12 protein-coding genes are annotated in these 12,205 nt (G+C 62.6%); 10 read left to right on the forward strand and 2 right to left on the reverse strand.

Annotation, left to right across the window (positions count from 1 at the left end; genetic code table 11):
* The first annotated feature begins 59 nt into the window (after window positions 1–59).
* The 7 genes from D6850_RS16595 to D6850_RS16625 all read left to right on the forward strand — a co-directional run bounded on the left by D6850_RS16595 (window position 60) and on the right by D6850_RS16625 (window position 6,988).
* Window positions 60–1,346, forward strand: coding sequence for an ABC transporter substrate-binding protein (locus tag D6850_RS16595; protein WP_121168739.1), 1,287 nt, complete (start codon window positions 60–62; stop codon window positions 1,344–1,346).
* A 133-nt stretch (window positions 1,347–1,479) separates the two neighbouring features.
* Entirely contained in the window at window positions 1,480–2,385 is a 906-nt protein-coding gene (locus tag D6850_RS16600; protein WP_121168740.1) for a branched-chain amino acid ABC transporter permease, read from the forward strand.
* A 12-nt stretch (window positions 2,386–2,397) separates the two neighbouring features.
* Window positions 2,398–3,354 carry a branched-chain amino acid ABC transporter permease gene (locus tag D6850_RS16605; protein WP_121168741.1) on the forward strand — a complete coding sequence of 319 codons (957 nt, stop codon included), beginning with the start codon at window positions 2,398–2,400 and terminating at the stop codon, window positions 3,352–3,354.
* Between the two features lie 23 nt (window positions 3,355–3,377).
* Window positions 3,378–4,097, forward strand: coding sequence for an ABC transporter ATP-binding protein (locus tag D6850_RS16610; RefSeq protein WP_245964226.1), 720 nt, complete (start codon window positions 3,378–3,380; stop codon window positions 4,095–4,097).
* Entirely contained in the window at window positions 4,097–4,777 is a 681-nt protein-coding gene (locus D6850_RS16615) for an ABC transporter ATP-binding protein (RefSeq protein ID WP_121168743.1), read from the forward strand. The genes D6850_RS16610 and D6850_RS16615 overlap by 1 nt, the downstream gene beginning before the upstream one ends.
* Window positions 4,777–6,228 (forward strand): aldehyde dehydrogenase family protein, encoded by a 1,452-nt coding sequence (locus D6850_RS16620; protein ID WP_121168882.1) that lies wholly within the window; start codon window positions 4,777–4,779, stop codon window positions 6,226–6,228. Before D6850_RS16615 ends, D6850_RS16620 begins: the two co-directional genes overlap by 1 nt.
* Before the next feature lie 10 nt (window positions 6,229–6,238).
* Window positions 6,239–6,988, forward strand: coding sequence for an SDR family oxidoreductase (locus tag D6850_RS16625; RefSeq protein WP_121168744.1), 750 nt, complete (start codon window positions 6,239–6,241; stop codon window positions 6,986–6,988).
* Window positions 6,989–7,010: 22 nt separating this feature from the next.
* Here the strand turns inward: D6850_RS16625 and D6850_RS16630 are convergent, their stop codons facing one another.
* Window positions 7,011–8,501 carry a fumarate hydratase gene (locus tag D6850_RS16630; protein ID WP_121168745.1) on the reverse strand — a complete coding sequence of 497 codons (1,491 nt, stop codon included), beginning with the start codon at window positions 8,499–8,501 and terminating at the stop codon, window positions 7,011–7,013.
* Window positions 8,498–8,767: an aldolase/citrate lyase family protein gene (locus tag D6850_RS16635; RefSeq protein WP_121168746.1), complete on the reverse strand. Its 270-nt coding sequence runs from the start codon at window positions 8,765–8,767 to the stop codon at window positions 8,498–8,500. The genes D6850_RS16630 and D6850_RS16635 overlap by 4 nt, the downstream gene beginning before the upstream one ends.
* Before the next feature lie 170 nt (window positions 8,768–8,937).
* Between D6850_RS16635 and D6850_RS16640 the strand changes: the two genes are divergently transcribed.
* Genes D6850_RS16640 through D6850_RS16650 form a run of 3 tightly spaced genes read left to right on the forward strand, consistent with a single transcriptional unit; the run spans window position 8,938 to window position 12,204 of the window.
* Window positions 8,938–10,062: a CaiB/BaiF CoA transferase family protein gene (locus D6850_RS16640; protein WP_121168747.1), complete on the forward strand. Its 1,125-nt coding sequence runs from the start codon at window positions 8,938–8,940 to the stop codon at window positions 10,060–10,062.
* A complete protein-coding gene (locus D6850_RS16645; protein ID WP_206019302.1) occupies window positions 10,034–10,666 on the forward strand; it encodes a cysteine dioxygenase family protein in 633 nt (210 codons plus the stop codon). Before D6850_RS16640 ends, D6850_RS16645 begins: the two co-directional genes overlap by 29 nt.
* Before the next feature lie 26 nt (window positions 10,667–10,692).
* Complete coding sequence (locus D6850_RS16650; RefSeq protein ID WP_206019303.1) at window positions 10,693–12,204, forward strand: rhodanese-like domain-containing protein; 1,512 nt, start codon at window positions 10,693–10,695, stop codon at window positions 12,202–12,204.
* The last annotated feature ends 1 nt before the right edge of the window (window position 12,205 follow it).

The following is a 12,205-nucleotide window of genomic DNA, read 5'->3' on the forward strand; positions in this document are numbered from 1 at the left end:
ATCGGGCCCTGCCGGTTTCGCCGGCACGGTCCAGAAAATAAAAGGAGGAGAGAAAACCAATGAAGAAACTGCTTATGGCCACTGCCGCCTGCGCTTTGCTGCCGCTTGCGGCCTTCGCGCAGGACAAGCCCGAGAAGCTGCAAGTCGGCGTCACCACCTTCCTGACCGGCCCTGCGTCGGTCTTTGGCGTGCCCGCCAAGGATGCGGCCGAGATCATGGCCGAGGATATCAACGCCAATGGTGGTATCCAGGGCGTGCCGCTGGAGCTGACCTTCGTCGATGAGGGTGCGGGCACCGAGACGCTGACCACCGAGTATCGCCGCCTGGTCGAGAATGGCGCCCATGCGATGCTGGCCGCGATCTCGTCCGGCAACTGCAAGACGATCGCACCGCTGGCCGAGGATCTCGAGGTCATCAACATCATGTGGGATTGCGGCACGCAGAAGATCTTTGAAGAGGGCGATTACAACTACGTCTTCCGCAGCCAGGCTCATGCCGGCACCGAGATGCTGGCGACGGTTGCATATCTGCTGAAAACCAATCCCGATTTTGAAACCATTGCCGTCGTGAACCAGGACTACGCCTGGGGCCGTGACAGCTGGGACATCTTCAGTGCCGCGCTCAAGGCGCTCAAGCCCGAGGTCGAAGTCGTGGGCGAATTCTTCCCGAAATTCGGCTCGCCTGACTTCTCTACCGAGATTTCGCGCCTGCAAGCCCTGCAGCCGGACGTGATCCTTTCGACGAGCTGGGGCGGCGATCTGGACACCTTCGTTCAGCAGGCATCGCAGCGCGGCCTGACGAACACCTCGATGTTCGTCCTGCCACTGGCCGAAAGCTCTCTCGAGCGTCTGGGCTCTGCCTTGCCCTCGGGCCATATCGTGGGTGCGCGCGGCGACCACTACTGGAACCACCCCGAGCGGCGCGATGACGAGGACTTCAAGTCGTTCATGGCCAAGTTCGAGGAAAAGACCGGCGCCAAGGCGATCTACCCCGTCTTTCACATGAGCCAGGGCCTTGCCGCGCTTGAGGCGGCCTATGACAAGGCGGCCGAGGCCAATGGCGGCAACTGGCCGTCCGAGGATCAGGTGATCGAGGCCTTTGAGGGGCTGGAGTTCCAGGGTCTTGGACGTCCCGTGTCGTTGCGCGAGGATCATCAGGGCATCGAGGCACAGCTCTTGGGCATGTCCGTTCAGGGCGGCGAGCACCCCTTCGCCACGCTTGAGAACATCATGATCTTCGACGGGGCCGAGTTGACCACGCCCGTCGGGGAGGAATCAGTTGCCTGGGTCGGCACGCTTGAACCCGGCTGGGTCGATAGCCTGACCGTCGAGACCTACGCGAAGTGATCTCGGATAAATGCAGCGTCGGGGCCTTCGCCAGTCGAAGGCCCCGTTCGCGCCCCAGCTCCCCAAGTGATCTTCTGGCCGTGTCTGCCTGATTACTGCCTTTCAAACCCCGCTTCAAACAGTGTGGACCCCCATGAACCTCACCTTGTTCCTGCTCGCCTTGTTCGACGGTATCGCCTATGCGGCGCTCGTCTTTATCGTTGCCGTCGGCCTGACGCTGATCTTCGGCGTCATGCGCATTCTCAATGTCGCGCATGGCTCGCTCTATGCGATGGGCGCATATCTGACCGCCTCGCTGACCACTTTTGTCCTTGCCGCCGGATTGCCGCCGATCTTTGCATTTCCCTGCATGCTGGTCTCGGCCATCCTGATCGGTGTCGTGCTGGGCGGCCCTTTGGAGTGGTTGCTGCTGCGCCGGATCTATCACAAACCCGAAGTGCTACAGTTGCTGGTGACCTTCGCGATCTTCATGATCCTCGAAGATGTTCAGCGCCTGATCTGGGGCACGCAGCCGATATTCCAATCGACGGCGCTGCAACTGATGGGGAATGTGCGGGCGTTTTCGGTCAATTATACGGTTTACCAGCTGATCTTGCTGCCCATCGTTGCGATTACCCTGCTGATCGGGCTTCGCTTTTTCCTGCGTCGTACGGTGGCGGGCAAGCTGATCCTGGCGACGACCGAAGACCGTGAAGCCGCGCAGGCGATCGGCATTGACGCCGACAAGGTGTTTCTTCTGACTTTCATCGTGGGCGCGGGCCTCGCCGGGCTTGGTGGCGCGCTGGCCTCGCCGACCACATCCATTCTGCCCGGGATCGGTGCGGATATGATCGTCCTCAGCTTTGCCGTTGTCGCAACTGCGGGTCTGGGCCAGATCGAGGGTGCGGCGCTGACCGCATTGCTGATCGGCCTCGGGCGATCCTTCGCGGTCTATGTCTGGCCCGAGACGCAGGTTCTGGTGCCGTACCTGATCATGGTTGCCGTGTTGCTGGTACGCCCCGAAGGGCTGTTCGGCAGCCCGGCGGCGCGCAAGATCTGACGGGGGCGGGCAATGTCAATTCGTATCATCATCCCCGTCCTTCTCCTGGCTCTGCTGGTTCTGGTGCCATTCGGAGCGCCAACCTTGCAGGTGCTGCTGACGCTGGCGCTGGCCAAGGGTATTGCCGTCATGGGAATAACCGTCCTCTTGCGTAGCGGTCAGGTATCGTTCGGACATGCCCTCTTCTTCGCGATCGCGGCATATGGCGGGGCATTCACCCTGATGCTGATGCCGGGCGCCGATCTGATCGTCGTCTTCCTGCTGGGCCTGATCGCGGCCACTCTTTCGGGGGTTCTGGTGGGCCTCTTCGTGGCGCGCTACCGCTTTATCTTCTTCGCGATGCTCAACCTCGCCTTTTCCATGATCTTCTGGTCGATCCTGGAGAAATTCTATCACTATACCGGCGGTGCGGACGGGATGCGCCTGCCGCGTCCCACTGTGCTCTGGATCGAGATGGAGCGCGGCACCTACGAACTGTTCATGTTCTACCTGTCTCTCGCGATGGCCGTTGGACTTGGCTGGTTCTCGATGCGCTGGCTGGAGTCGCCGACAGGTCAGCTTTTCCGCACGATCAAGACCAACGAGACACGCCTGCAATACCTGGGTATGTCGCCGCAACGCGTGATGATGAACGGGTATGTCCTTTCGGCGATGCTGTGTGGCACGGGCGGTATCCTGATGGGCCTTGTTCAGGGTGTGGTGACGCCGGAATATGCCTATTGGATCCGCTCGGGCGAGATGGTCTTTATCGCCGTCCTCGGCGGCGCCGGATCGGTTCCGGGCGCGCTGGTGGGGGCCGCGATTTATGAAATCGTGCGAACCTATGCCTCGGCCTTCGCGGGGGACGTCTGGCAGATGGTGTTGGGCATCTTCCTGCTGATCATCATCCTTTTCGCGCCGGGCGGCATCGCCGGTATCTATAACACCCTGATGGACCGCATTGCCGGAACGAAGGAGCGTGGCGAATGACCCATCTGCTTGAAACCAAGGGCTTGGAGATCCGCTTTGGCGGGGTCGTGGCGGCCGACAACATCTCGTTGCAGATCGATGCGGGCAAGAACCTTGCCATCATCGGTCCCAACGGGGCGGGCAAGACGACCTTCCTGAACATTTGCACGGGGTGGCTGAAGCCCTCCAAGGGCAAGGTCTATTTCGAGGGGCGGGACGTGACGCCCCTGTCGCCGCGCCAGATCACGCGGCGCGGCGTAGCACGTGCGTTCCAGATCCCACAGCTTTTCACCGAGCATACGGCGCTGGAAAACCTGCTGATCGCCGCCGCGGCGCGTGACCAGTTGCGTAATCCGATCCGTGCGCTGAAGGATACGCGTCAACGGGCCGAGATGATGAACCTTCTGGACATGATCAACTGTACCGATGTGGCCCATCGCCAGGTGGATGAATTGTCCGAAGGTCAGCGCAAGCTGATCGACATCGCCGTTGCCCTGGCGCTGAAGCCCAAGTTGCTGCTGATGGATGAGCCGACATCCGGGGTTGCCAGCTCGGAGAAGTTCGGAGTGATGGAAATTCTGGTCCGCGCGCTGGCCGAAGCCGAAGTCACCGCTGTTTTCGTCGAACACGACATGGGGATCGTCGAGAAATACGCCGACGAAGTCGCCGTGTGGAACATGGGCAAGATCGAAATGCGCGGGTCGCCCGCCGAAGTGTTGGAGCATCCCGATGTAATCCGCGATGTCATAGGGGAGGTTGTCTGATGCTGAGTTTTCACAACGCAAATGCCTCAATCGGAAACATTCCCATCCTGCGCGGTCTGGACTTCACCGTACCGGCCTCGGGAACGGTGGCGCTGATCGGGCGCAACGGAGCGGGCAAGACGACGTTGCTGCGTTCGGTCATGGGCTTCACCAATGTCACCGGCGAAATCCGGTTTGACGGGCAGGACATCACCGACATGACCCCGGCCAAGCGTCCCGCGCTTGGCATCGGCTATGCGCCCGAGGATCGGCGCCTGTTCTCGGCCTTCACGGTCGAGGAAAACATCCTGCTGCCGGCGCAAGTGGCCAAGCTGGATGCGAAAACGACGCAAACGCGTCTTGAACGCGTGCATCACATCCTGCCGGAACTCAAGGAAATGGCAGACCGTCCCGCAGGGAATGTTTCGGGTGGGCAGGGCAAGATGGTGGCGTTGGGGCGTGCGTTGATGTTGGGCGCCAAGCTGATCATGCTGGATGAACCCTTTCAGGGACTCGCCCCGGCGTTGGCGAAACGCTATGCCGACGCGCTGCGCGATTTGCGCGATACGGATGCGAACGTGACGCTGATCATTACTGAATCGAACCCGTCCCTGTTGCGCGGCTTTGCAAGCCTGACCTTCGTGATCGAACGAGGTGCGGTGGCGGAAGGGTCGCTTGACGACAAGAAGGAGACGGCATGATGCCCGATGATATGACCCTGCCAAAACCGCTGAACCTGATCGCCGGCCAGTGGCTGCCGGCCGCATCGGGCGACGAATTGGATGTGCGCTCGCCCTTGGATGGCGAGGTGTTTGCCACGATCGCGGCAGCTCAGCCGGGGGATGTGGACGCGGCTGTAAAGGCCGCTCGCGAGGCGTTCGACACCGGCGGCTGGGGAGCGCTCACCGCCGCCGAACGCGGACGCCTGATGCTGAAGCTGAGCCTGCGTATCCTCGAAGAGGCCGAGCCCCTGGCGCAGCTTGAATCCCGCGACACTGGCAAGCCGATGAAGCAGGCACACGCCGACATCGCCGCCTGTGCGCGCTATTTCGAATTCTACGGCGGCGCCGCCGACAAGGTCCACGGTGAGGTGATCCCGTTCATGGCGGGATACAACGTGCAGGTCGTGCGCGAGCCTTACGGCGTGGTCGCCTGCATCATCCCGTGGAACTATCCGTCGCAGATGTTCGCCCGGGCGCTCGCGCCGGCGCTGGCCGTAGGGAATTCGACCGTCCTGAAACCGGCCGAGGATGCGTGCCTGACCTGCCTGCGTCTGGCCGAACTGGCGGGCGAGGTCGGCTTTCCGGATGGCGCGATCAACGTGGTGACCGGGCGCGGTGACGTGGCGGGCCGGGCGCTGTCCGAGCATCCCGGCGTGGATTTCATCGCCTTTACCGGGTCGCCCGAAGTGGGCCAGATGATCCAGATCGCTGCGGCGAAAAACTATATCCCCTGCACCCTGGAGTTGGGCGGCAAATCCCCGCAGATCGTGTTCGACGACGCCGATATCGATGCGGCGCTGCCGTTTCTCGTGGGCGGCATCATCGCCAATGCGGGGCAGACCTGCTCGGCCGGGTCGCGCGTTCTGATCCAGGAAGGGGTCTACGACAAGGTTGTCGCAGGGCTGAAAGAGCGGTTCGAGGGACTGGAAGCATCCCACCTCTCGCAGGAGGCAGCCCTTGGCCCTGTCATCTCGGCCAAGCAGAAAAAGCGGGTCGAGGCCTATATCGACGGCGCCGATGCGCCGCTGATCGCGCGCGGCACGGTGCGCGATGGCGCGCCCGAGGGCGGTTATTACGTCGCGCCCGCCTTGTTCGGGCCTGTCGATCCGCACTCCAAGATCGGGCAGGAAGAGGTGTTCGGCCCGGTGCTGTGTGCGATGACCTTCAAGGACGAGGCGGACGCGATCCGCATCGCCAACGATACCGAATATGGCCTTATGGCGTCAGTCTGGAGCCGCGACGGCGCGCGTCAACAACGCGTAGCCAAGAAGCTGCGTGGTGGACAGGTGTATATCAACGGCTTCGGCGCGGGCGGCGGAATCGAACTGCCGTTCGGGGGCGTGCGCAAATCCGGACATGGCCGTGAAAAAGGGTTCGCTGCACTGCTGGAACTGTCGCAGATAAAAACCATCATCAACAAGCATGACTGAGAGTAAGACAATGAGATTAGAAGGAAAAGTGGCGCTCGTGACCGGCGCGGCCTCGGGCTTTGGCAAGGGGATCGCCGAGCTTTTCGTGGCCGAAGGCGCGAAGGTGGCGATTGTGGACCTGAACGAACAGGGCGCGCAGGATGTTGCCGCCAGCCTTGGTGATGCGGCCATCGCGATCGGCTGTGACGTGGCTGACGGCGCGCAGGTGGCCGCGGCGGTCAAGCAGACAGTTGAGGCATTCGGCGCGCTTGATATCGTGATCAACAACGCAGGCTGGACCAACAAGAACAGCCCTTTGATGGAGACGGACGAGGCGACATTCCGCAAGATTTACGACATCAACGTGTTGTCGATTTTCCACATGACCAAGGCTTGCGTGCCGCTGTGGCGCGATCAAGGCGGCGGCGTGATGATCAATATCGGTTCGGTCGCGGGCATCCGTCCGCGCCCTGGCCTGACGTGGTACAACTCGTCCAAGGGCGCGGTCAATCTGATGACCAAATCGCTGGCGGTGGAATTGGCGCCCGACAAGATCCGCGTCAATTGCGTGGCCCCCGTGATGGGCGCGACCGGCCTTCTGGAGCAGTTCATGGGCATGGAAGACACGCCTGAAAACCGCAAGAAGTTCATCGCAACCGTGCCGATGGGCCGGTTGAGTGAAGCGCGCGATATCGCCAATGCGACGCTCTACCTCGCGTCGAATGATGCTGATTTCATCACGGGTGTCGTTCTGGAGGTCGATGGGGGGCGGACCGTCTAAGGTGCGCTGATCGAGCCTGAGCTCAGGTCCGTGCCCATTGGCGCGGGCCTGTGTCGTGGATGGACGTGCCGGTTGTGTCGACCGCGACGGTCACTGGCATGTCCTGAACCGTGAATTCGCGGATCGCCTCCATGCCCAGGTTGTCATAGGCCACGACGCGCGCCGCCTTGATCGACTGGGATACCAGGTAGGCGGCGCCACCCACCGCGATCATGTAGACCGCGCCGTGGCGGCGGATCGCCTCGATTGCCTCGGCCCCGCGCTCGGCCTTGCCGATCATGATCTTGAGGCCGGTCGCGGCCAGCACCTCGTCGGTGAACTTGTCCATACGGGTCGATGTGGTGGGACCGGCGGGACCGATCACTTCGCCGGGGATGGCATCGACGGGGCCGACGTAATAGAGCGCGCGACCCTTAAGATCGACGGGCAGGGCGCCCCCTGCGCGCAGGGTTTCGACCATGCGTTTGTGCGCCGCGTCGCGACCCGTATAGAGCGTACCCGACAACAAGAGCGTCTCGCCCGATCTCAGACCGCCCAGCACCTCATCATTCAGATCATCCAGCGACAGGCGTCGCCCGATCGGCCCTTGTCCGTCAATCTCAGGCCACAGCGACAGGTCCGGCGGTGTAAACGTGGCCGGCCCGTCGCCGGTCAGCGTGAAATCGACATGCCGGGTGGCGGCGCAATTGGGGATCAGCGCGACCGGCATCGAGGCGGCATGCGTCGGATAGGTCGCGATCTTGACATCGAGCGCGGTTGTCAGCCCGCCCAGCCCCTGCGCGCCGATCCCCAGCGCGTTGACGCGCTCCAGTATCTCCAGCCGCATTTCCTCGACACGGGTTTCAGGCCCGCGTTCGCGCAGATCGGTGATGTCGATCGGCTCGTTCAGCGCGGCCTTGGCCAGTGCCATCGCCTTGTCCACGCTGCCGCCCACGCCGATGCCCAGAATCCCCGGCGGACACCACCCCGCGCCCATCTGTGCGACGCGATCCACGATCCAATCGGCCACACTGGCCGACGGGTTCAGCACGGCAAACTGTGTCTTGTTCTCGGACCCGCCGCCCTTCGCCGAGACGGTGACATGCACCGTATCGCCTGCAACCATCCGGACCTGCACCATGCCGGGCGTGTTGTCGCCGCTGTTGCGCCGGGTATCCAGCGGATCAAGGATGACGGAGGCGCGCAACGGGTTGTCCTCCACACGCCACGCGGCGCGCACGGCGTCGTCGATCATATCCTGCAACGGACGTGTCCAGTCGGTGCGCGCCTCGACACCGACTTCGACAAAGACATTGGCGATACCGGTATCCTGACATATCGGACGCCGCCCTGTCGCACACATGCGCGAGTTGACCAGGATCTGCCCGATTGCCGCTCTGGCCGACGGGCTTTGCTCGCGCGTGTAGGCGTCCGCCATCGCGGCGATGAAATCGGGCGGGTGGTAATAAGAGATGTATTGCAGAGCATCGGTGATGCTCGTGATCAGATCCGCCTCCAGAATGCGCGCGCTCATGTAATCTCCTCGCTGCGCGCAAGGATTAGATCCCCATCGAACCACGCGGTCCCGGCGGCGTTGCTGCGCAGAACGATAGGGGCTTCGATACCCTTCAGCGCCTCGACAAGTCCTGCACGCCCTGTCGCGCGTGCATCAGGGGCGACAGCGTCCTCCAGATCGACAATCACCGCATCCGCGCCCGCAGCGGCAGCCTTGGCAAAGCGATCCGGGCGATCGGCGGGGACAAACAGGGGCAGGTTGATGTGATCGATCAGCGTTGGCATCGGTGGCGATCTGGTATCAGGATTGACCCCGAGATGCTAGCGTGCCGGCGCTTCTGCCGCCAGACCTGCAAGCTATAGTCGGCGCCTATGGCCCCCGCGCGTTCCGGCTATTTCCGGGCGCAGGCACAATCAGGCATCATAAGACTGACTCAGTAAAAAAGGACGAGTAAATGGCAGGCGATCTGGATGGGCTTCTGGTGGTTTCGGTCGAACAGGCCGTGGCCGCGCCCTATGTTTCCGGCCGCCTTGCCGAGGCGGGGGCGCGCGTCATCAAGGTCGAGCGTCCGGAGGGCGACTTCGCGCGCGGCTACGATCATCTGGTGCATGGGGAAAGCGCCTATTTTGTCTGGCTCAACCGTGGCAAGGAATCAATCTGCCTCGATTTGCGCGACGCCGGTGACAAGGCGCTTATGGACCGTATGCTGGCCCGTGCCGACGTGTTTATCCAGAACCTCGCACCCGGCGCCATTGCGCGTCTTGGCTTTGATCAGGCCGAGCTGCGCAAGCGGTATCCACGCCTGATCACGGTGGCGATTTCGGGCTATGGCGAGGAGGGGCCCCAAAAGGATCTGAAGGCCTACGACCTTCTGGTGCAGGCCGAAAGCGGCCTGTCACAGATTACCGGCACCAAGGATGAATTGACGCGCGTGGGTGTGTCGGTCTGCGATATTGCAGCGGGTATGACGGCGTATCAGGCGGTGCTTCAGGCGCTGATCGGGCGCGGCGTCACGGGGCAGGGGCGCCATCTGTCGATCTCGCTGTTTCATGCGCTGACCGATTGGATGAACGTACCCTACCTGCAATATGTCTATGGCGGCAAGGAGCCGGTACGCATCGGCCTGAACCATCCAACCATCGCCCCCTACGGAGCCTATACCGGGTCTGACGGCAAGGACGTGCTGTTCTCGATCCAGAACGAACGGGAGTGGCGCGTGTTCTGCGCCGATATTCTGGGCCAGCCGGACCTGCCGCAGGACCCGCGCTTTGACACCAATTCCCACCGGGTCGCGAACCGCGTCGCGCTGGATGCGATCATTCGTCCGGTTTTCGCTAACGTGCCGCGCGACGAGATGGTGAGCAGGTTGGAGGCCGCGCGCATTGCCTATGGTCGCGTCAGCACGATGGACGATCTGACCGCGCACCCCCAGAACCGTTTTGTCGAGGTGGGGAGCCCGACGGGACCGGTTCGGATGCTCGCCCCCGGCGCGCTGGCTGACGGTGAGATACCCGATTTCGGTGACGTGCCTGCACTGGGCGCGCATACGGATGCGGTGCGGGCTGATTTTTCGGAATGAAACAAAGAGGTTGACGAGAATGACATATGAATCTGAACGCCAGGAAATTACAAATGCTTTTATCGCCGACGCTGCGGAAATCACGGCCGAAGGGCCGATGGATCGCGCGCGTCTGGATCGGATCAAGTCGCGCCTGATGGATATCGCCGCGCGGGCGGAGTTGTGGGGCGAGGATGATTTTCCCGCCCCCAGCGTTGAGGAAAAGCAGAACCGTTTCTTTATTGCGGATCATCCCAGCGGGCTGACGCTTTATCTGAACGTCATGCAGCCGGGCAAGGTGATCCCGCCGCATAACCACACTGTTTTCGCCTGTATCGCGGCCGTCGAGGGCGCCGAGAAGAACAAGATCTACGAGCGCGTCGACGATGGATCGGTTCCCGGCCGCGCCGAGCTGAAGCTGCGCGAAGAAGTCGACCTGCGACCGGGGAACGCGTTGGCGATGCTGGCCGATGACATTCACAGCGTCGTCATTGACGGAGCCGATGTCATCCGCCATCTGCATTTTTACGGCCAGCCACTGGAATCGCTGGACCGACGGATCAGCTATGACATCGAGGCCGGAACATGCAAGGTGATGGACATCGGCGCGAAGACCAGGAAATGAGCATCGCACGGATTGCAGTCAACGATGTGCGCGCGGCGCTGAAGGATGGCCGCGAAGTGGCGCTGATCGACCTGCGTGAATTCGGGCAATATGGCGAAGGGCACCCATTTTTCTCGGTCAATATCCCGTTCAGCAGGCTGGAAGCCGACGCACCCCGTCTTATGCCGCGCCGGTCGGTGCGGTGCATCCTGTTCGATGACGACGACGGGATCGCCCTTCGGGGGGCCGAAATACTGTCCGGAATGGGTTATGGTGATCTTTACATCATGGAGGGCGGCGCACCTGCCTGGGCTGCTGCGGGGCACACGCTCTTCAAAGGGGTGAACCTCCCCTCCAAGACCTTCGGCGAGATGGTCGAGCATCAGCTTGGCACACCGTCGGTTTCCGCGGATGAGCTGCACGCAATGCAAGAGGCGGGCCGCGAGATGCTGGTTCTCGATGGGCGCAGCGCGGCAGAGTTCACCAAGATGTCGATACCCGGCGCGCTGTCCTGTCCCAATGCCGAGCTGACCTATCGCGTGGGTCAGATGGTGGCGCGCGGCACGCCGATCGTGGTGAATTGTGCGGGGCGCACCCGCTCGATCATCGGGGCCGAAACGCTGCGGTTGGCGGGTTGGGATGGGCCGGTGCATGCCCTGCGCAACGGCACGCAAGGCTGGCGGCTGGCTGGCTATGATCTGGAGCATGGACAGGTTGCCGCTCGCCTTCCAGAAGTACCGGCAGCGGCATTGAAGGAGGCTCGCGCGCAGGCCGACAGGCTCATCGCGACCTACGGCGTCCCGATGGTCACGCTTGCCGAGTTGGACCAATGGAACGCGGACGCGCATAGCATTTTCCGCTTTGATGTGCGGACCGCGGCCGAGCATCACGCAGGCCACGCACCCGGATTCACGTCCGCCCCCGGCGGGCAGTTGGTGCAGGCCACGGACGAAAAACTGGCCGTGCGTGGTGCGCGTATCGTGTTGAGCTGTGATACCGGGTTGCGCGCCGCGACAACGGCGATCTGGTTGCGCGGAATGGGGCATGACGCCCGTGTTCTGCGGGATGCGCCGATAGGTCAGACCACGCCGGCGCCATGCCCGACGCCTGCGGATCTGAGCGGCCTTCACGCGCCGGGCACACTGCTGGACGCCTCGCGCGGGATGGACTATCGCGCGGCGCATATCAAAGGGGCCGCTTGGGTGAACCGGGCGCATCTGCACCTCCGCCGCCCCGTCTGGTCCGGGCCGATCACGATCGTGGGACGCGACGTGGCGCTGGTGAACGGTGTTCACGCCGAACTGACGCAACAGGGTCATAGCAATCTGCGCAGCATCCCCTCGGGTCCGGAAGAGTGGCGCAAGGAGGGGCTGGAGATTGTTGCCTCGCCCGACACTCCTGACGAGGCCGAGTGCATCGATCATCTTTTTTTCGTCCACGACCGGCATGACGGCAATCTGGACGCCGCCCGGCGCTATCTGGAATGGGAGACGGGCCTTCTGGCGCAACTGGATCCGGATGAACGCGCGGTGTTGCGCCCGCCTGTCGCACGGGCATGAG

It is taken from the genome of Roseovarius spongiae (genome assembly GCF_003651245.1).
Lineage (GTDB): Bacteria > Pseudomonadota > Alphaproteobacteria > Rhodobacterales > Rhodobacteraceae > Roseovarius > Roseovarius spongiae.

Coding starts and splice junctions, on each gene's coding strand:
- D6850_RS16595 (WP_121168739.1), top strand. CDS start 60: ATGAAGAAACTGCTTATGGCCACTGCCGCCTGCGCTTTGCTGCCGCTT.
- D6850_RS16615 (WP_121168743.1), top strand. CDS start 4,097: ATGCTGAGTTTTCACAACGCAAATGCCTCAATCGGAAACATTCCCATC.
- D6850_RS16635 (WP_121168746.1), bottom strand. CDS start 8,767: ATGCCAACGCTGATCGATCACATCAACCTGCCCCTGTTTGTCCCCGCC.
- D6850_RS16630 (WP_121168745.1), bottom strand. CDS start 8,501: ATGAGCGCGCGCATTCTGGAGGCGGATCTGATCACGAGCATCACCGAT.
- D6850_RS16620 (WP_121168882.1), top strand. CDS start 4,777: ATGCCCGATGATATGACCCTGCCAAAACCGCTGAACCTGATCGCCGGC.
- D6850_RS16605 (WP_121168741.1), top strand. CDS start 2,398: ATGTCAATTCGTATCATCATCCCCGTCCTTCTCCTGGCTCTGCTGGTT.
- D6850_RS16625 (WP_121168744.1), top strand. CDS start 6,239: ATGAGATTAGAAGGAAAAGTGGCGCTCGTGACCGGCGCGGCCTCGGGC.
- D6850_RS16640 (WP_121168747.1), top strand. CDS start 8,938: ATGGCAGGCGATCTGGATGGGCTTCTGGTGGTTTCGGTCGAACAGGCC.
- D6850_RS16645 (WP_206019302.1), top strand. CDS start 10,034: ATGCGGTGCGGGCTGATTTTTCGGAATGAAACAAAGAGGTTGACGAGA.
- D6850_RS16600 (WP_121168740.1), top strand. CDS start 1,480: ATGAACCTCACCTTGTTCCTGCTCGCCTTGTTCGACGGTATCGCCTAT.